Annotated in this window: 14 protein-coding genes and 2 pseudogenes; 12 read left to right on the top strand and 4 right to left on the bottom strand. The window is 71.0% G+C overall.

Translation table 11 applies throughout. The features are described from left to right. Positions 1 to 656 precede the first annotated feature (656 nt). Positions 657 to 1559, top strand: a pseudogene (locus ABZ371_RS13235) (serine/threonine-protein kinase); the annotation flags it as partial. A gap of 85 nt (positions 1560 to 1644) precedes the next feature. On the opposite strand, the pseudogene ABZ371_RS13230 reads toward ABZ371_RS13235, so the two are convergent. Together ABZ371_RS13230 and ABZ371_RS13225 are read right to left on the bottom strand one after the other, a co-directional pair. Then, positions 1645 to 2139, bottom strand: a pseudogene (locus tag ABZ371_RS13230) (hypothetical protein); the annotation flags it as partial. Positions 2140 to 2374: 235 nt separating this feature from the next. Further along, on the bottom strand, positions 2375 to 3043 hold the full coding sequence (locus ABZ371_RS13225) for a TetR family transcriptional regulator (RefSeq protein WP_358677755.1): 669 nt from the start codon (positions 3041 to 3043) through the stop codon (positions 2375 to 2377). 116 nt (positions 3044 to 3159) lie between these two features. Here ABZ371_RS13225 and ABZ371_RS13220 point away from each other — a divergent pair, with 116 nt between their 5' ends. Further along, positions 3160 to 4770, top strand: a complete 1611-nt coding sequence (locus tag ABZ371_RS13220; protein WP_358677753.1) for an MFS transporter — start codon at positions 3160 to 3162, stop codon at positions 4768 to 4770. Positions 4771 to 4990: 220 nt separating this feature from the next. Further along, complete coding sequence (locus ABZ371_RS13215; protein ID WP_358677750.1) at positions 4991 to 5419, top strand: peptidase inhibitor family I36 protein; 429 nt, start codon at positions 4991 to 4993, stop codon at positions 5417 to 5419. A gap of 69 nt (positions 5420 to 5488) precedes the next feature. Here ABZ371_RS13215 and aceE read toward each other — a convergent pair whose 3' ends face one another. Further along, positions 5489 to 8230: a pyruvate dehydrogenase (acetyl-transferring), homodimeric type gene (gene aceE, locus ABZ371_RS13210; RefSeq protein ID WP_358677747.1), complete on the bottom strand. Its 2742-nt coding sequence runs from the start codon at positions 8228 to 8230 to the stop codon at positions 5489 to 5491. Positions 8231 to 8712: 482 nt separating this feature from the next. Between aceE and ABZ371_RS13205 the strand changes: the two genes are divergently transcribed. The 6 genes from ABZ371_RS13205 to ABZ371_RS13180 all read left to right on the top strand — a co-directional run bounded on the left by ABZ371_RS13205 (position 8713) and on the right by ABZ371_RS13180 (position 13485). Beyond that, positions 8713 to 9150 (top strand): DUF3052 domain-containing protein, encoded by a 438-nt coding sequence (locus ABZ371_RS13205; protein ID WP_056784969.1) that lies wholly within the window; start codon positions 8713 to 8715, stop codon positions 9148 to 9150. A 174-nt stretch (positions 9151 to 9324) separates the two neighbouring features. After that, positions 9325 to 9783: a peroxiredoxin gene (locus ABZ371_RS13200; protein ID WP_358677743.1), complete on the top strand. Its 459-nt coding sequence runs from the start codon at positions 9325 to 9327 to the stop codon at positions 9781 to 9783. A 317-nt stretch (positions 9784 to 10100) separates the two neighbouring features. Next, a complete protein-coding gene (locus ABZ371_RS13195) occupies positions 10101 to 10676 on the top strand; it encodes a TerD family protein (RefSeq protein WP_124276684.1) in 576 nt (191 codons plus the stop codon). A gap of 124 nt (positions 10677 to 10800) precedes the next feature. Continuing rightward, positions 10801 to 11376, top strand: coding sequence for a TerD family protein (locus ABZ371_RS13190; RefSeq protein WP_358677739.1), 576 nt, complete (start codon positions 10801 to 10803; stop codon positions 11374 to 11376). Positions 11377 to 11447: 71 nt separating this feature from the next. Beyond that, a complete protein-coding gene (locus tag ABZ371_RS13185) occupies positions 11448 to 12593 on the top strand; it encodes a DUF475 domain-containing protein (RefSeq protein WP_358677736.1) in 1146 nt (381 codons plus the stop codon). Positions 12594 to 12750: 157 nt separating this feature from the next. Then, entirely contained in the window at positions 12751 to 13485 is a 735-nt protein-coding gene (locus tag ABZ371_RS13180; RefSeq protein WP_358677734.1) for a Tellurium resistance, read from the top strand. Positions 13486 to 13518: 33 nt separating this feature from the next. Here the strand turns inward: ABZ371_RS13180 and ABZ371_RS13175 are convergent, their stop codons facing one another. Then, entirely contained in the window at positions 13519 to 14412 is an 894-nt protein-coding gene (locus ABZ371_RS13175; protein ID WP_358677731.1) for a TerD family protein, read from the bottom strand. 211 nt (positions 14413 to 14623) lie between these two features. Here ABZ371_RS13175 and ABZ371_RS13170 point away from each other — a divergent pair, with 211 nt between their 5' ends. From ABZ371_RS13170 to ABZ371_RS13160, 3 genes are all read left to right on the top strand, one after another. Further along, positions 14624 to 15784: an HpcH/HpaI aldolase/citrate lyase family protein gene (locus tag ABZ371_RS13170; protein ID WP_358677728.1), complete on the top strand. Its 1161-nt coding sequence runs from the start codon at positions 14624 to 14626 to the stop codon at positions 15782 to 15784. A gap of 181 nt (positions 15785 to 15965) precedes the next feature. After that, positions 15966 to 18485, top strand: coding sequence for a phosphoribosyltransferase (locus ABZ371_RS13165; protein WP_358677726.1), 2520 nt, complete (start codon positions 15966 to 15968; stop codon positions 18483 to 18485). After that, the coding region (locus tag ABZ371_RS13160; protein WP_358677723.1) for a hypothetical protein at positions 18482 to 19353 on the top strand (872 nt) is incomplete at its 3' end. The genes ABZ371_RS13165 and ABZ371_RS13160, both read left to right, overlap by 4 nt.

Below are 19353 nucleotides of genomic sequence, written 5' to 3'. Positions count from 1 at the left end.
CCGGCACCGGGGGTCCGGGTGCGGGAGCTCCGGTGCCGGCCGGGGCGGGCGGGAGCCGTGGGGCGGTGGTCGTGCCGTCCGTGTTCCGGGGCGTCAGGTGCCGTGGGTTCTATGGCCGGGCGGGCGTGTCCGGGCATGACAGGCCGTGGGCCCCGTCGTTGTCCCGGCCACGTCCACGGCCGGTGCCGTCGTGGCCGTCGCCGTCGCCGTCGGCGTGGTCCGGCGGTCGTGGCCCGCCTCGTGGGCGAGTTGAGCGCTTGGGCCGCCCCCGTCACCACCCCGTCACCGACGCCGTCCGCGCTGCTCCGCGCGGTCGTCCCGGCCGGTTCGGGGCAGCGCCGATGCGCGCCGGACCGCGAGCGGGAGCGGTGATTCGTGACGGTCCGACAGGGCGGCAGAGGGACCCCACCCTCGACGGCGAGCCGGGTCAGGGAGGACGATGCGGGGGTGCGGTGTGGTTCGCTGGGCAGGCTCACCGCATCCGGGGCGAGCGGAGCGGGCCCGGTGAGGAGCCGCTGAGCGGGTGGGGGCGGGCACGGTGACGGACTCCCTCCTCCGGCCGCATCACGGCCGACCGCGGACCCCGGACCACGACCGGTCCCGGGGTGAGGGACAATGAACGCTCTGCCAGGGCGGGTTGATCGCAGAGGGGACGCATGTCGGAGGCGGAGCAGGCACGGGAGCCCCAACGGGACAAGGACGGACGCCTCCTCGCGGGGCGGTACCGACTCGGGGAGGTGCTCGGCCGGGGCGGCATGGGCACGGTCTGGCGCGCTGCCGACGAGACGCTGGGCCGCACGGTCGCGGTCAAGGAACTGCGGTTCCCCTCGGCCATCGACGATGACGAGAAGCGTCGGCTGATCACACGCACACTGCGTGAGGCGAAGGCGATCGCGAAGATCCGCAACAACAGCGCGGTGACGGTCTACGACGTGGTCGACGAGGACGACCGGCCGTGGATCGTCATGGAGCTCGTCGAGGGCAAGTCCCTCGCCGAGGTCATCCGCGAGGACGGCACGCTGACGCCGAGGCGTGCGGCGGAGGTCGGGCTGGCCGTTCTCGACGTGCTGCGCTCGGCGCACCGCGAGGGGATCCTGCACCGTGACGTCAAGCCGTCCAACGTACTGATCTCCGAGGACGGCCGGGTCGTCCTGACCGACTTCGGCATCGCGCAGGTGGAGGGCGACCCCTCGGTCACCTCCACGGGCATGCTCGTCGGCGCGCCCTCGTACATCTCGCCGGAGCGGGCCCGCGGGCACAAGCCGGGGCCGCCCGCGGACCTGTGGTCACTCGGCGGACTGCTGTACGCGAGTGTGGAGGGCTGCCCGCCGTACGACAAGGGCTCGGCCATCGCCACGCTGACCGCCGTGATGACGGAGCCGGTCGATCCGCCGAAGAACGCCGGCCCGCTCGAGGAGGTCATCTACGGCCTGCTGGTCCGGGATCCCGAGCAGCGGCTGGACGACGCGGGGGCCCGCGTGCTGCTGAACGCCGTGATCAACGCGCCCGAGCGCCCTGCCGAGCCGCCGGCCGACCGTACCCAGGTCATGGCGCTGCCCACGATCACCGGGGCCAAGAGCGGCAAGAAGAAGAAGGTGTCCGGCGCCGCCGGCGCCGGCGCTGCGGGCGCGGTGGGTGCCGCGGGGCCGCCCTGCCACGGCCGGCCGGGTCGAAGGACAGGATCTGCCGGTCGCCCGCGAGCAGCGACCTGAAGCACTCCACCCGCCGCAGGGCCTGGTCGCGGCCGTCCGGGGAGAGTCCCGGGTCCCGCGCGCGCCTCAGCTCGTCGGCCTCCGCCCGCACCAGCGCCTCGCGGTTGGCCCGGTACCGCAGGGTGACGGGCGCGCCGTCCATGTTGCCCACCACCAGCGGGTGCTTGTCGGCGAGCGCCACCTGCCGGCCCGCCGTGAGCGTCGCGAAGAAGTGGGCGAGGCGGTAGGGCGGCGCGCCGGCGTCCGGAAGCGCGTGACCGGCTATCCGGTCCCTCGCCCAGGAGGCGAGGGCGGAGTCGCGCGGCCCGGCCGCGTGCTGGTGACGCACGGCGGTCCACCCGGTGGTCGCCAGCATCACGAACACGACCGCGACGGCGAGCAGGGCCCGCCAGGCGGTGATCGTGGGGGAGGAGTCGAAGGAAGTCACTGCGCACCACCCTAGGAGACGTCCGGGAGCGGCCGTCGCACGGGTGACGCAGATCACCCGAGCACGGGAAATCCACCTCTCGTCCCTCACTCCGTGTGAGGGTCGTCCCTACGGTGAGCTGTCCCGGCGCCCCGGTCCGACCCCCGGGTGCGGCGCGGTGCCGGACGGGGGCCGGGTCCCTGTGAGTTCGGCCATGGTGACGCCGTGAGGCGTACGGCACAGTCGTACGGCCCGTCTAAGCGGTGCGCCAGCTGCCCGACAACGCAGGTCCGAGCTGGTCAAGGTGGTGTTCGGCCAACTGGCGCAGAGCGTCGGCCCCGGCGTCCTGCCGTCGGCCCCAGAGCTGTCCGGTCATCCGCATCACGCCGGAGAACGCGGCGACGGCCACCCGCGGGCGCGGATCGGTCTCCGGATCCAGCCCTTCACGCTCCGCGATCAGCCGGGCGGCCTGGACCTCGAGGTCGACACTGCGGCGCAGGTGCGCGGCGAGCAGCGCGGGCGTCGATTCGATCATGCGGTAGGTGCTCATGTGGAGTTCGTCCGTGACGTCGCCCTCGACGGCCTCGGTGGCTCCCGCCCAGGCGTTCAGCGCGGCCCGCCGCAGTGCCTGGAAAGGCGCCTCCTCGGCGGGGCGCTGACGCAGCTCCGTCAGGAAGCGCGCCTCCACCGCCTCCTGCACGGCGAAGGCGACGGCCTCCTTGTTCGCGAAGTAGCGGAAGAAGGTGCGCTGGGACACCTCGACCGCCTCGGCGATCTCGTCGACCGTGGTCCGCTCGTAGCCCTGGGCGGCGAAGAGCCGGAGCGCGGCGTGCAGAAGGGCCTCACGTGTGCGCTGCTTCCTGCGCTCACGCAGGCCGGCTGGAGTCCCGGTCGTGAGCTCCCCGGACGTCTGCCTGCGCGTCACGTACCGGACCCCTTTCTTCCGCTTCGACCGGCTCAGCCTACCTGTGAGCTACGCGACAGTTACTGTCATGTGAAATGGTTTGTCAACTGTCAGTGGCTGACATTAGCCTCCTGCGCATGACTAGTCAGACCACTGTCGAGAAGGCGTCGCGGGAGCCCGAAGACACCCCTGTTCCCGCTCCGGCGAAGGGGTTGCGCGGCCACCCCTGGCTGACGCTGTTCGCCGTCGCCATCGGCGTCATGATGGTGGCGCTCGACGGCACGATCGTCGCCATCGCCAACCCCGCCATCCAGCAGGACCTCAAGGCGTCACTCGCCGACGTCCAGTGGATAACCAACGGCTACATGCTGGCCCTCGCGGTCTCCCTGATCACGGCCGGCAAGCTCGGTGACCGCTTCGGTCACCGCCAGACCTTCCTGGTGGGCATCGCGGGCTTCGCCGCCGCGTCGGCGGCCATCGGCCTCTCCGACAGCGTGACCCTGGTGATCGTCTTCCGCGTGCTGCAGGGCCTCTTCGGCGCGCTCCTGATGCCCGCGGCGCTCGGTCTGCTGCGCGCCACCTTCCCCGCCGAGAAGCTGAACATGGCCATCGGCATCTGGGGCATGGTGATCGGCGCGTCGACCGCCGGCGGCCCCATCCTGGGCGGCGTGCTCGTGGAGCACGTCAGCTGGCAGTCCGTCTTCTTCATCAACGTGCCGGTCGGCGTGGTCGCGCTCGTCTTCGGCCTGGTGATCCTCAGGGACCACCGCGCGGAGAACGCGCCCAGGTCGTTCGACATCGGCGGCATCGTGCTGCTGTCCCAGGCGATGTTCTGCCTGATCTGGTCGCTGATCAAGGGTTCCGAGTGGGGCTGGGGCGACCCGAAGACCCTCGGCTTCCTCGGCGCCGCCGTGGTCCTGTTCTTCGTGTTCGCGCTCTCCCAGAAGAACGTCCGCGAACCGCTGATCCCGCTGGCCATGTTCCGCTCGGTGCCGCTCTCGGCCGGTGTGGTCCTGATGGTGCTGATGGCCTTCGCCTTCATGGGCGGCCTGTTCTTCGTCACCTTCTACCTGCAGAACGTCCACGGCATGAGCCCGGTCGACAGCGGCCTGCACCTGCTGCCGCTCACCGGCATGATGATCGTCGGCTCGCCGCTCGCCGGCGCCGCGATCACCAGGTTCGGTCCCCGGCTGCCGCTCGTCGGCGGCATGGTGTCCGTGGCCGTCGCCATGTTCGGCATGTCGCAGCTGACCATCGGCACGGGCACGCTCACGATGTCGCTCTGGTTCGCGCTGCTCGGCTTCGGCCTCGCACCCGTCATGGTCGGCGCCACCGAGGTCATCGTGGGCAACGCCCCGATGGAACTCTCCGGTGTCGCGGGCGGGCTCCAGCAGGCCGCCATGCAGGTCGGCGGCAGCCTCGGCACGGCCGTCCTCGGCGCCGTCATGGCCGCCCAGGTCGACGCGAAGCTCGACGGCAACTGGAAGGCCGCGGAGCTCCCCCCGGTGGACGCGGCACAGCTGGAGCAGGCGTCCTCGGCCATCGAGGTCGGTATGCCGCCGGTGGCCCCCGGTACGCCGCCGGAGGTCGCGGCGAAGATCGCGGGCGTCGCCCATGACACGTTCGTGTCGGGGATGAGCTCCGCGTTCATGGTCGCCGGAATCGTCGCGGTGGTCGCGGCCCTGGTCGCCATGCTCACCAAGCGCGGCGTGAACGCCGAGGCCGGCATGGGGGCAGGCCACATCTGACCTCCCGGCCTTCCAGGCGCACGCCGGGCGCGTACCCGGGCGCACTGCGAGTGGCCGACGTCAACACAGCGCGTACGACAGCCCCGCCGGACCGGTCCGGCGGGGCTGTCGCCTATCAGGGTGGTCCGCCGCCCGCCCCCTTCCCGGTGCCTGTCCGGGCAGGTCAGAGTGCGGTCATCGCGAGTCGTCCGGCTCGCTCGACCACGGGGGTTGATCCACCATGCGCACGACCGTTCTCGCCGTCACCCTGGCGGCCACCGCACTCGTCCCGTCCACCGTCCTCGCCGGATCCGCGTCCGGAGCGCACCACGGTCCCGGCGACGGGCAGGAGCACTCCCGCAGCGCGCCGCGCACCGCTCCCGCGGGCCTCGCCCCGTGCGGGTCCGGGCAGCTCTGCCTGTGGGCGAAGCCGGACTTCGGGGGAGCCGCACAGACCCACGAGCTGTCCACCGTCGACATCGAGAGCTGCGTGCCGCTCGCCGCCGGCACCACCGCACAGGCACTCGTCAACCGCACCGGCCGGCCCGTCACCACCTACCAGTCGGCCGAGTGCGCCGAGACCGGCGAGTTCGAGACCTACCCTGGTGGCGGCACCTGGGTGCCGCGGTCGCCCTACACGGTGCGGGCCTTCAAGATCTGGGAGAGCTGAGCGCCCGGGACACGCCGAAGGGCGGCGGGACCGCCGGGGCCCGCCGCCCTTCTCGTGGGAACCGCGCCGTTACGCGTCGCCCCCGGCCGGACCCGGGTCGGCCGCCGCCACGTCCAGGAGCGCGTACCGGTCGACGGCCGTCTTCAGCACCGAACGGTCGACCTTGCCCTCCTTGGCCAGTTCCGTGAGCACCGCGAGCACGATCGACTGCGCGTCGATGTGGAAGAAGCGGCGGGCCGCGCCCCGGGTGTCGGCGAAGCCGAAGCCGTCCGCGCCCAGCGACTGGTAGGCGCCGGGCACCCAGCGCGCGATCTGGTCGGGCACCGCGCGCATCCAGTCCGACACGGCCACGAAGGGACCCTCGCAGCCGGAGAGCTTGCGCGTCACGTACGGGACGCGCTCCTCCTCATCCGGGTGGAGCAGGTTGTACCGCTCGACGTCCACCGCCTCGCGGCGCAGCTCGTTCCAGGAGGTCGCCGACCAGACGTCGGCCCTGACGTCCCACTCGTCGGCGAGGACGCGCTGCGCCTCGACCGCCCACGGGACGGCCACGCCGGAGGCCATGATCTGGGCCGGGATGCTGCCCCGCTCACCGGCGCTGTAGCGGTACACGCCCTTGAGGATGCCCTCGACGTCCACGTCGGCGGGCTCGGCCGGGTGCTGGATCGGCTCGTTGTAGACCGTGAGGTAGTAGAAGACGTCCTCGTTCTCCTCGGGGGTCCCGCCGTACATCCGGCGCAGACCGTCCTTGACGATGTGCGCGATCTCGTACCCGAAGGCCGGGTCGTAGGAGACGCACGCCGGGTTCGTGGACGCGAGGAGCTGCGAGTGGCCGTCCGCGTGCTGGAGCCCTTCACCGGTCAGCGTCGTACGGCCGGCGGTCGCGCCCAGCACGAAACCGCGCGACAGCTGGTCGGCCATCTGCCAGAACTGGTCACCGGTGCGCTGGAAACCGAACATCGAGTAGAAGACGTACACGGGGATCAGCGGCTCGCCGTGCGTGGCGTACGCGGAACCGGCCGCGATCAGCGAGGCCGTGCAGCCCGCCTCGGAGATGCCGTCGTGCAGCATCTGCCCCGTGGGCGACTCCTTGTACGCCAGCAGCAGCTCACGGTCCACCGACTCGTACTGCTGACCCAGCGGATTGTAGATCTTCGCACTCGGGAAGAACGCGTCCATGCCGAAGGTGCGGTACTCGTCGGGCGCGATCAGCACGAACCGCTTGCCGATCTCCTTGTCCCGCATGAGGTCCTTCAATACGCGGACGAACGCCATGGTGGTAGCGATCGACTGCTGGCCGGATCCCTTCTTCGCAGTCGCGTACGCCTTCTCGTCCGGCAGGGGCAGCGGCTTGGCCCGCACGACGCGCGTCGGGACGTAACCGCCCAGAGACTTGCGCCGGTCGTGCATGTACTGGATCTCCTCCGAGTCGCGGCCCGGGTGGTAGTACGGCGGGTTGCCGTCCTCCAGCTGGTTGTCGGCGATCGGGAGGTGCAGCCGGTCACGGAAGCGCTTGAGGTCCTCCGCCGTCAGCTTCTTCATCTGGTGGGTCGCGTTGCGCCCCTCGAAGTTCGGGCCGAGCGTCCAGCCCTTGACCGTCTGCGCCAGGATCACGGTCGGCTGGCCCTTGTGCGCCTTGGCCGCCGCGTACGCCGCGTACACCTTGCGGTGGTCGTGGCCGCCGCGCCCCAGGTGCAGGATCTGCTGGTCGGACATGTCCTTGACCATGTCGCGCAGCCGCGGGTCGTCGCCGAAGAAGTGCTCGCGGATGTACGCGCCCGTCTCCGTCGCGTACGTCTGGAACTGGCCGTCCGGGGTGGTGTTCAGCTTGTTCACCAGGATGCCCGTGCGGTCCTGGGCGAGCAGCGGGTCCCAGGTGCGGTCCCAGACCAGCTTGATGACGTTCCAGCCGGCACCCCGGAACTGCGACTCCAGCTCCTGGATGATCTTGCCGTTGCCGCGCACCGGGCCGTCGAGGCGCTGCAGGTTGCAGTTGACCACGAAGGTGAGGTTGTCCAGGCCCTCCCGGGCCGCGATGGAGAGCTGGCCGAGCGACTCCGGCTCGTCCATCTCGCCGTCGCCCAGGTAGGCCCACACGTGCGAATCGGAGGTGTCGGCGATACCGCGCGCTTCCATGTAGCGGTTCATCCGCGCCTGGTAGATCGCGCCGAGCGGGCCGAGGCCCATCGACACCGTCGGGAACTCCCAGAAGTCCGGCATCGAGCGCGGGTGCGGGTAGCTGGACAGGGCGTTCGGCGCCTTCGACTTCTCCTGCCGGAAGCCGTCGAGCTGCGCCTCGCTCAACCGGTCCAGCAGGAAGGCGCGGGCGTAGATGCCCGGGGACGCGTGCCCCTGGAAGAAGATCTGGTCGCCGCCGCGGCCGTCGTCCTTGCCGCGGAAGAAGTGGTTGAAGCCCACGTCGTACAAGGAGGCGGAGGACGCGAAGGTGGCGATGTGGCCGCCGACGCCGATCCCGGGCCGCTGGGCGCGCGAGACCATCACCGCGGCGTTCCAGCGGGTGGCGTTGAGGATCTTGCGCTCGATCTCCTCGTCGCCCGGGAAGAACGGCTCGTCCTTCGTGGCGATCGTGTTCACGTAGTCGGTGCTGCGCATCTCCGGCACGGCGACACGCTTCTCACGCGCGCGCTCGATGAGCCGGAGCATCAGGTAGCGGGCGCGCTCACGGCCCCGCTCGTCCACGGCCGCGTCGAGGGAGTCGAGCCATTCCTGGGTCTCTTCCGGGTCGAAGTCCGGGACCTGGCTGGGAAGGCCGCCAATGATGATCGGGGTGCGATCGGATCCGGAAGCCACGCTGTTCCTTCGCTGGTCGGTGATGCCCTTCGGGCCTGAATCCCGGGAAGCCTGCCCCCCGGGAGGCTGCTGTACGCCGCCTCCATCGTGTACCGCGAGGGCTGCGGCGTCATCTCTACTGTGGGGTAACCACAGGGTTTCCAGCTGCCGGTACGGGCGCGGGTCGACGTCGGCACGACGGCGCACCGGCCCAAACCGCAACCATACGCCCAAGGCGTCCAAGTGTTCCCAAAGGCTGTTCGACTCCGAATGGCGGACCGATACGGCATAAGCTGAGGAAGGACGTAAAGGGTTCGGACGCCGTGCCGGACCCCGCAGGAGACGTGCCGGAGCTTGCGGCGACGTGGCAGGGAACGTCACCGTATAGGCGGTCTCGTACGCCGGGTACTTGCGCGATTCGCCGAGCCCGTGTGGACTACGGCCAACGCCCCGCGCCCGCGCGTGGCTGAAGCATTTTCCGAAACATGATCAGGAGGCAACCCGTGAGCGCGACCGCGGACCACGCGGAGGAACGGACCAACACGGCCGCAAGGCTGGGGTTCGAACCCGGACAGGTGGTCCAGGAGATCGGCTACGACGACGACGTCGAGCAGGAGCTCCGTGAGGGCATTGAGGCCACGATCGGCCAGGAACTCGTCGACGAGGACTACGACGACGTCGCTGACGTCGTCCTGCTCTGGTTCCGGGACGAGGACGGCGACCTTACGGACGCGCTGGTGGATGCCATCGGTCTGATCGAGGACGGTGGGGCGGTCTGGCTGCTGACGCCCAAGACCGGCCGCGACGGATACGTCGAACCGAGCGACATCAACGAGGCTGCCCAGACAGCTGGTCTCGCCCAGACCAAGAGCATCAGCGCGGGCAAGGACTGGACGGGCAGCCGTCTGGTCACCCCCAAGGGGGCCAAGGCCAAGCGCTGAACGATCCGCATCACCGAAGGCCCCTGACGGCACCTGCCGCCGGGGGCCTCCGCACGTCCCCGAGGCGGCCCGGCCGGACCTCCGGGAACCCGCCGGCGGACGCTGCGTAGGGTGGGTGGCACCCGGCCGGACCGGCGCGGGGAACTGGTGACGTTTGCGAAGGGACGCGTTCACATGGCGATCGAGGTAGGCACACCGGCTCCGGACTTCGAGCTGAAGGACAACCACGGCCGTACCGTGAAGCTGTCCGACTTCCAGGGCGCCAAGAACGTGGTGCTGCTCTTCTACCCGTTCGCCTTCACCGGCGTCTGCACCGGGGAGCTCTGCGCGCTCCGTGACGAGCTGCCGCGCTTCGAGAACGACGACACGCAGCTGCTCGCCGTCTCCAACGACTCGATCCACACCCTGCGCGTCTTCGCCGAGCAGGAGGGCCTGGAGTACCCGCTGCTCTCGGACTTCTGGCCGCACGGCGAGGTGTCGCGCGCCTACGGCGTCTTCGACGAGGCGAAGGGCTGCGCGGTGCGCGGCACCTTCGTCATCGACAAGCAGGGCGTGGTGCGCTGGAGCGTGGTCAACGGCCTCCCGGACGCGCGGGACCTGAACGACTACATCAAGGCGCTCGACGCGCTCTGACCCGGGCGTCCGGACAGGACCGTCCGGGGATCCCGCTCGGCCGTCAGGCGGCCCCCGGGGGCCGCAGGCGGGCCACCCCGGCGGGGGTACGGGCGCTCCCCGGCGGGTGCCGGGGGGTTCCCCGGCCGCCGTGCCGGGGGTTCCCGGCCGCCGTACGGGGAACTCCGGAGGCCGGATCGGGGGGTTCTCCCCGTGGCAGCCGGTCAAAAGCCTGTTTTGGCCGGGAACCGGTCACTAGGATCGGATCGTTGATCCGATGCCAACGCACGACGGGGGCGCTGGTGTCTGCCGGCCCTCTCAACACTTTTGGAGGACTCGTGGGAGTCAGCCTCAGCAAGGGCGGCAACGTCTCGCTGACCAAGGCCGCGCCGAACCTGACCGCGGTCATCGTCGGTCTGGGCTGGGATGCCCGTACCACCACCGGTGGTGACTTCGACCTCGACGCCAGCGCCCTGCTGACGAACGCCGAGGGCAAGGTCGGCAGCGACGGGAATTTCGTCTTCTTCAACAACCTCAAGAGCCCCGACGGCTCGGTCGAGCACACCGGTGACAACCTCACCGGTGAGGGCGAGGGCGACGACGAGGTCATCAAGGTCAACCTGGCCGGTGTCCCGGCCGACGTCGACAAGATCGTCTTCCCGGTCTCGATCTACGAGGCCGAGAGCCGCCAGCAGAGCTTCGGCCAGGTGCGCAACGCGTACATCCGCGTGGTGAACCAGGCGGACAACAGCGAGCTGGCGCGCTACGACCTGAGCGAGGACGCCTCGACGGAGACCGCCATGGTCTTCGGCGAGCTGTACCGCAACGGCGCGGAGTGGAAGTTCCGTGCCATCGGCCAGGGGTACGCCTCGGGTCTGCGCGGCATCGCGCAGGACTTCGGCGTCAACGTCTGAGTCACCCGGAGCCGGGCGGCCGGACGCGCGGCCGCCCCGGATCCCACGCGCCCGGCGCCGCACGACGTGCGGCGCCGGGCGCGCACGCTCGAACGCAGGTCCATCACATCGGGGAGGACACACCATGGGCGTCACGCTCGCCAAGGGAGGCAACGTCTCCCTCTCCAAAGCCGCACCCAATCTCACCCAGGTGCTGGTCGGGCTCGGCTGGGACGCGCGGTCCACGACCGGCGCCGACTTCGACCTCGACGCCAGCGCCCTGCTGTGCCAGTCGGGCAGGGTGCTCGGTGACGAGTGGTTCGTGTTCTACAACAACCTCACCAGCCCCGACGGCTCCGTCGAACACACCGGCGACAACCTCACCGGTGAGGGTGAAGGCGACGACGAGTCGATCATCGTCGACCTCCCGCAGGTGCCGGAGCACTGCGACAAGATCCTCTTCCCGGTCTCGATCCACGAGGCCGACAACCGCGGGCAGACGTTCGGCCAGGTCAGCAATGCCTTCATCCGCGTGGTGAACCAGGCGGACGGTCAGGAGCTCGCACGGTACGACCTCAGTGAGGACGCCTCCACGGAGACGGCGATGATCTTCGGTGAGCTGTACCGGTACGGCGGGGAGTGGAAGTTCCGGGCGGTCGGACAGGGGTACGCGTCGGGACTCCGGGGCATCGCTCTAGACTTCGGGGTCAACGTTTCGTAAAGCCGCGCACGGCGCGGGGGAGCCCCGTACTCAACCGGGGGAGACCCGTTACTTACACGATGGGGTAGCCAGTGCTTCTGAAAACCTTCGGCTGGTCGTTCGCGATTACCGCGCTCGGCCTGGTCGCAGCGGTGTTCTACGGGGGGTGGCAGGCATTCGGCATCGTCGCGATCCTGTCGATCCTGGAGATCTCGCTGTCCTTCGACAACGCGGTGATCAACGCCGGGATCCTGAAGAAGATGAGTGCCTTCTGGCAGAAGATCTTCCTCACCGTCGGCGTGCTCATCGCGGTCTTCGGTATGCGGCTGGTCTTCCCCGTCGTGATCGTGGCCATCAGCGCCAAACTCGGCCCCATCGAGGCCGTCGATCTCTCCTTCAACGACCCGGAGCGGTACAAGGAACTGGTGACGGACGCCCACCCGTCCATCGCCGCGTTCGGTGGCATGTTCCTCCTCATGATCTTCCTCGACTTCATCTTCGAGGACCGTGACATCCAGTGGCTGCGCTGGATCGAGCGCCCGCTCGCCAAGCTCGGCAAGGTCGACATGCTGTCGGTCTGCGTCGCGCTGATCGTTCTGCTGATCTCGGCCATGACGTTCGCGACGCAGGCGCACCAGCACGGTGGCGGTCACGCGGACAAGGCGGAGACCGTCCTGCTGTCGGGCATCGCCGGTCTGATCACGTACCTCGTCGTCGGCGGCCTCTCCGGCTTCTTCGAGAACAGGCTCGAGGAGACGGAGGAACGCGAGCACGAGGCCGAGGAAGAGGCCAGGAAGGCGGGCAAGTCCCCCTCCGCCGTGGTCCTCGCCGGCAAGGCCGCGTTCTTCATGTTCCTCTACCTCGAGGTCCTCGACGCCTCCTTCTCGTTCGACGGCGTCATCGGCGCCTTCGCCATCACCAACGAGATCGTGCTGATGGCCCTCGGCCTCGGCATCGGCGCCATGTACGTCCGTTCGCTCACCGTCTACCTCGTCCGTCAGGGCACCCTGGACGACTACGTCTACCTCGAGCACGGCGCCCACTACGCGATCGGCGCCCTGTCGGTCATCCTGCTCGTCACCATCCAGTACGAGATCAACGAGATCATCACCGGCCTCGTCGGCGTGGTGCTCATCGCCTGGTCCTTCTGGTCCTCCGTGCGCCGCAACAAGGCGATCGCCGCCGCCGGCGGCGACGGCGGCTCCGACTCCGAGGCGGAAGTCCCTTCCGGGGTGTGACACGGCGGGTATTGAGGAACGCTCTCTCTGCGGGGCGGCCCACGGCGGCGGTTCCCGGGAAGTCCCGGGCCGGGCCGTGGCCGCCCCGCAGGGGTGTGAGCACGGCGGGGGCGGGCAGGGGTGGGATCGGGCGGTACCTAGGCGTGTGGGGGTAGGGATGGGCTTCTGGGACGGCCTGTGGCCGGGGCGGGCGGCGCAGTTCGAGTCGGGTAACTCCGCGACGAACTCCATCCTGCTCTCCCGGCGCAACGCCACGGTCTCGCTGAAGAAGCAGGGCGCTCTGTCGGGGAACCTGCGCGTCAACCTGTCGTGGCGGATGCGCACCTCCGACATCGGGGGCGGGCCGCGGCAGGGCGGCCGGCTGCTGCGCCCGCTGAAGCTGTTCCAGCCCGACGTGGTGCAGGCCCACACGCAGGGCATGGTCAACGTCGACCTGGACCTCGGCTGCATGTACGAGCTGACGGACGGCACCAAGGGTGTGGTGCAGCCGCTGGGCAACCTCATCGGGGACCTGCACGCGCCGCCGTTCGTCCGCCTCAGCGGCGACGACCGCTTCGGCGCGCCGTCGGGCGAGACGGTCTACGTGAACCTCGACAAGCGGGACGCCATCAAGCGGCTGCTGTTCTTCGTGTACATCTACGACCAGACCCCCGCGTTCGACCGTACGCACGCCAAGGTGACGCTCTACCCGGGCAACGGCCCCCGCATCGAGATCGAGCTGGACGAGCGCGCCCCGCAGGCCCGCTCGTGCGCCGTCTTCACCGTGGACAACTCCAAGGGTGAGCTGGTCGTGCGGCGCGAGGTGAAGTTCGTGTACGGGTTCCAGTCGGAGCTGGACCGGATGTACGGCTTCGGGATGCAGTGGGGACGCGGCTACAAGACGCGGGCCTGAGTGGTCACCGTGAGCGGTGGCCGCGGTGCCGGTTCAGGGCCGGAGGAACTGCGGGCCCTGCGGGGGCAGCACGAAGTGCGGGTCGGCGGCGGGCGCCGCGGCGGCCGCGGGCTGCGGGTAGCCGTAGGCGGGCTGGGCGGCGGGCTGCGGGTATCCGTACGACGGCTGGGCCTGCGGGTAGCCGTAGGAGGGCTGGGGCGCCGCCGCGGGCCGGGGGTAGCCGTAGCCGGGCTGCTGGTGCTGGATCGTGGCCTGCGCGTCCGGAGCGGGCGCGGGAGCCGCGGTGGCGCCGGCTCCGGCGGCGGGGACAGCCGCGGTGGCGTCCGGGTCCGGTGCGCCGGGCTCCGCCGCCCGGTCCGCGTCCTGCGCCGCCTCGGACTCGTCGACCGAGATGCCGAACGCGGTGGCCAGCCCGACCAGGCCGTTCGGATAGCCCTGTCCCACGGCGCGGAACTTCCAGCCCTCACCGCGCCGGTAGAGCTCGCCGCAGATGATGGCGCTCTCCTCGCCGGTCTCGGCCCGCACGTCGAAGACGGCGAGCGGCTCGCCGTCCGCCGACGCGGCGTCGTACAGCGATATGCGCAGGTCCCTGACCTGCTGAAAAGCCGCCTCGTCGCAGGACGCGGCGATGACCACCTGATCGACGGAGGGGTCGAGCGCGGACAGGTCCGCCTCGATGGTGTCCGTGAGCCCTTCGGGGGTGCTGCGCTTGGGCAGCCGGCGCACGAGACCCGAAGGGTGCCGCGGCTGGTTGTAGAACACGAAGTCCTCGTCGGAACGCACCCGGCCGGAGGCGCCGAGCAGCAGGGCGGAGGCGTCCACGTCCGGCACCCCGGCGCCGGGGGTCCAGCGCAGCACCGCCCGTACGGCCATGGCGTCGAGAGGGACGTTCGAGCCCTTCAGCATCGCGTGCGTCATGCCGGTCATCCTGCCTGCTGGGGGGCCGCCCGGACAACGTGGGGGTCGGCACCAGTAGGCCAGGGCGGGTTCCGGGCCGGCAGGGAGGCGCGCCGCGAAGAGTGTGAGAAATGGCCGAGTTACCCGAAGTTCACGCGGCCGGGGAACCGCCGACACCTGTCCGTACGTACTATTACCGGCCATACGTTGTCCGGCCTCTCAGGCAGTACGGGGGAAACACATGCGTCATTTCGGGCACGTCTCGCCCGTCGCCCGTGAGGGCCTGTTCTTCCGGGAGCCGTGCGAGTTCAGCGCGGACTCCTCCGCCCGCGTACTCGCGGCGGCGCTCGGCGCCACCCTCTACAGCCCGGCCACCCGGCCCCGGCTGGCCGACGACGTGATCAAACTCGCCGGCCGCGGAGTGGTCTCCATGGTGCTCTGCCTGGAGGATTCCATCGACGACGCCGAGGTGGTGGGCGCCGAGGAGAATCTGGTCCAGCAGTTCGCCGACCTCGAGGCGCGGGGCGCCGCCGTCCCGTTGCTCTTCATCAGGGTCCGCGAACCGGAGCAGATCACGGACCTGGTGAAGCGCCTCGGCAGCTCGGTCCCGTTGTTGTCCGGATTCGTACTTCCTAAATTCACGGAAGAGCGTGGCGAACTCTTTCTGGAAGCTCTCGCCGCCGCCGAAGCGGCGTGCGGGCGGCGGCTGTTCGCCATGCCCGTGCTCGAATCCCCCGAGCTGCTGCACCTGGAGAGCCGGCACGACAGCCTCCAGGGGGTCGCCCGCACCGTCGACAAGTACCGTGAGCGGATCCTCGCGCTGCGCCTCGGCGTCACCGACTTCTGCTCGGCGTACGGCCTGCGCAGGGCCCCCGACATGACGGCCTACGACGTGCAGATCGTCGGCGCGGTCATCGGCGACGTGGTCAACGTGCTCGGCCGCGCCGACGGCACCGGGTTCACGATCACCGGCCCCGTGTGGGAGTACTTCCGCCTCCAGGAGCGCATGTTCAAACCCCAACTGCGCCGTAGCCCCTTCATGGGGCGGGCCGAGGCGCTGCGCACCGCCCTCATCGAGCACGACCTGGACGGACTGCTGCGCGAGATCGAACTCGACCGGGCCAACGGGCTGCTCGGCAAGACCTGCATCCACCCCTCCCACGTCCTGCCCGTGCACGCGCTGTCCGTCGTCAGCCACGAGGAGTACAGCGACGCGCAGGACATCCTGCGGCCAGAGCGGGGCGGCGGCGGAGTGCTGCGGTCCGCCTACACGAACAAGATGAACGAGGTGAAACCCCACCGCGCCTGGGCGGAACGCACACTGGAGCGGGCCGAGGTCTTCGGCGTGGCCCGCGAGAACGTCGGATTCGTCGAACTGCTGGCCGCGGGCCTGACGGACTGAGCGGGACCATGGGTGAGTGGGTATCGGTGTGTCCGACCAGACCGGTGGTGCCGGTGATGCCGGTCCACCCGGTGAGTCCGGTGAATGAGGTGTGTCCGTCACGGCGGGTGCATCACGAGCGCCCGTCACGGCGGGCCTGTCCGGTGTACCCGGCGCGGCCGGTGTGCCGGGAGAAGAGGTAGTGGACGTGCAGTGGTCGGGAAACTGGGTCGCCGGGCGGCTCGGCGTCGAACTCACCGGTGACGGGGAGCTCCGTGAGCTGCTGGGCCTCGCCCTGCGCCGCAACCCCAAGCGGGCCCACCTGCTCGTGTCGAACGTGCTGGGCAAGCACGTGCCGCAGCGGCCCTCGGTGGTCCACGGGGCCGGCTTCGAGCTCGGCGAACGGGTCCGGGACCTGCTGGGTGAGGCCGAGGCCCACCGCGCGGTCGTCCTCGGCTACGCGGAGACGGCGACGGGGCTCGGCCACGCGGTGGCGGACGGGCTCGGCGTGGCCCCGTACCTCCACTCGACCCGCAGGCCCGTCGAGGGCGTCGAGCAGGCGGGCGGCTTCGAGGAGTCCCACTCGCACGCCACCTCGCACCTGCTGCTCCCGGAGGATCCGGAGCTGCTGGCGGCCACCGACCGGGGAGCCCCGCTGGTGCTGGTCGACGACGAGTTCTCCACCGGCAACACCGTGCTGAACACCATCCGCGCACTCCACGAGCGCTACCCCAGGGACCGGTACGTCATCGTGGCCCTGGTCGACATGCGGTCCGAGGCGGACCGGGAGCGGTTCGACACCTTCGCCCGGGAGATCGGCGCCCGGATCGACCTCGTGGCCCGCGCCTCGGGCACCGTACTCCTGCCGGACGGCGTCCTGGAGAAGGGCCGCGAGCTGGTCGCCGCCCACGAGGCCGACCCCGCGACCGCAGCCGCCCTGGAAGCGGCCGGGCCGGACGGCCGCGCCGCCCCCGTACGCGTGGAACTGGACTGGCCCGCCGGGGTCCCCGACGGCGGGCGCCACGGCTTCACCCCGGCCCACCGCGCGGCCCTGGAGGCCGCCCTTCCGGGCATGGCCGGCAGGATCGCCGACGCGCTGGGCGACGCCCGGCGGGTCCTCGTCCTCGGCTTCGAGGAGTTGATGTACGCACCGCTGCGGTTCGGCACCGCCCTGGAGGACGCCACCACCGCCGACGTGCGGTACTCCACCACCACCCGCTCGCCCGTACTCGCCGTCGACGACCCCGGCTACGCCATACGCAGCCGCCTCGTCTTCCCGGCCCACGATGACCCCGCCGACGGGCCCGGCGAGCGGTACGCCTACAACGTCGCGGGCGCCGGATTCGACGCAGTCGTCGCCGTCGTCGACTCCGCCGCCGACACCCCCGCACTGCACGCCCCCGGCGGCCTCCTGGACCGGCTCACCGCGCACACCGGCCGGGTCCTGCTCGCGGTCGTGCCCTCGTACGTCCCAGGGGCCCCCTCCGCGACGCCCGCCGGGGCCGTCCCCCCGAGCTCCTCCGAAAGGAAGAACGCCGCCATGCTGCCCGAACCCCTCCGGGGCCCCGCCTTCTCCTCCTACGCGGCGGACGACGTCGGCTGGCTGCTCCAGGACCTCTCGGACACCCCGCTGGAAGCCCCCACCGAGGAGCGCGAGGAGGCGATACAGAGCGGCGGGGCGCACTACGCCGAATCGCTGCCCGTCGAGTACCAGCCGAGCCCGCAGTACCAGGAACTGTTCCTGGCCGCCCTGGACACCTCGGCGGCCCGGATCGCCCGCGCGGTCGGCACGGTCACGGAGACGATCCTCGCCGAACTCCCCCACTCCCGCGCCCGCTCGGGCGGGGAGGCCTCCACCCGCCGCCCTGTGCTGGTCTCCCTCGCCCGGGCCGGCACCCCCGTCGGTGTCCTCATGCGCCGCTGGGCGCGGTACCGCCACGGGCTCGACGTGCCGCACTACGCCGTCTCCATCGTCCGGGGCCGCGGCATCGACGCCAACGCCCTGCGCTGGCTGGCCGCCCACCACGACCCCGCGGGCGTCGTCTTCGTCGACGGCTGGACCGGCAAGGGCGCCATCACCCGGGAACTGGCCGCCGCGCTCGCCGGCTTCGACGGCTTCAACCCGGAGATCGCCGTACTGGCCGACCCGGGGGGCTGCGTACGCACCTACGGGACGCGCGAGGACTTCCTGATCCCGTCCGCCTGCCTCAACAGCACGGTGTCCGGGCTGATCTCCCGCACCGTGCTCCGCGCCGACCTGGTCGGACCGCACGACTTCCACGGTGCGAAGTTCTACCGGGAGCTCGCCGGCGCCGACGTCTCCGGCCTCTTCCTCGACACGGTCACCGCCCGCTTCGACGAGGTCGCCGACGCGGTGGACGCCGAGGCCAAGGAACTGATCGCCGCCCCCGACCGGGCCCCCACCTGGGAGGGCTGGGCGGCGGTCGAGCGCATCAGCGAGGAGTACGGCATCCACGACGTCAACCTCGTCAAGCCCGGCGTGGGCGAGACGACCCGGGTGCTGCTGCGCCGCGTGCCCTGGAAGATCCTCGCCGCCCGCGGGGCGGGCTCGGACCTCGACCACGTACGGCTGCTCGCCGAGCAGCGCGGCGTCCCCGTCGAGGAGGTCGACGGGCTCCCGTACACCTGTGTCGGACTGATCCACCCGAAGTACACCCGCGGCGCCACCGGGGCGGACGGCACGGCGGTGACGGGGAAGTGACCACGTCCGTACCCGTGCCACCGGTGACGCTCGTCGCCAGCGACCTCGACCGCACCCTCATCTACTCGGCGGCGGCGCTCCAGCTGCCGATGCCGGACGAGCAGGCCCCGCGGCTGCTGTGCGTGGAGGTCTACGACCGCAAGCCGCTCTCCTACATGACCGAGCAGGCCGCCTGCCTGCTCGACGAACTCGCCCGCACCACCGTCTTCGTACCCACCACGACCCGCACCCGGGAGCAGTACCGGCGCATCCACCTCCCCGGCCCCGCACCCCGGTACGCGATCTGCGCCAACGGCGGGCACCTGCTGGTCGACGGCGTCGCGGACCGGGACTGGCAGGCACAGGTGGCCGCCCGGCTCGCCGACGAGTGCGCCTCACTCGACGAGGTACGCGCCCACCTCCTCGCGACGGCCGACCCGGCCTGGCTGCTCAAGGAGCGCGTCGCCGAGAACGTCTTCGCCTATCTGGTGGTCGACCGCCCGGCCCTGCCCGAGGGCTGGGTCGGGGAACTGGCCGCCTGGGCGGACCCGCGCGGCTGGACGGTCTCCCTCCAGGGACGCAAGATCTACGCCGTGCCCAAGCCGCTCACCAAGAGCGCGGCGATGCACGAGGTGGCCCGGCGCTGCGGCGCGACGACGACCCTCGCCGCCGGCGACTCACTCCTCGACGCGGACCTGCTGACCGCCGCCGACCACGGCTGGCGCCCCGGTCACGGTGAGCTCGCCGACAGCGGCTGGGGCGCGCCCCGGGTGGAGGTGCTCCCGCAGCGGGGCGTCGCGGCCGGGGAGGAGATCCTGCGCCGCTTCCTGCGCGCCGCCGACCCGCGGGGCGGGCTGCTGCGCGGCCCGGAGCGGCTCAGGACCGCGCC

Origin of the sequence: Streptomyces sp. NPDC005899 (genome assembly GCF_040629645.1) — a bacterium.
GTDB lineage: Bacteria > Actinomycetota > Actinomycetes > Streptomycetales > Streptomycetaceae > Streptomyces.
This window is presented reverse-complemented; position numbering and strand designations above follow the sequence as displayed.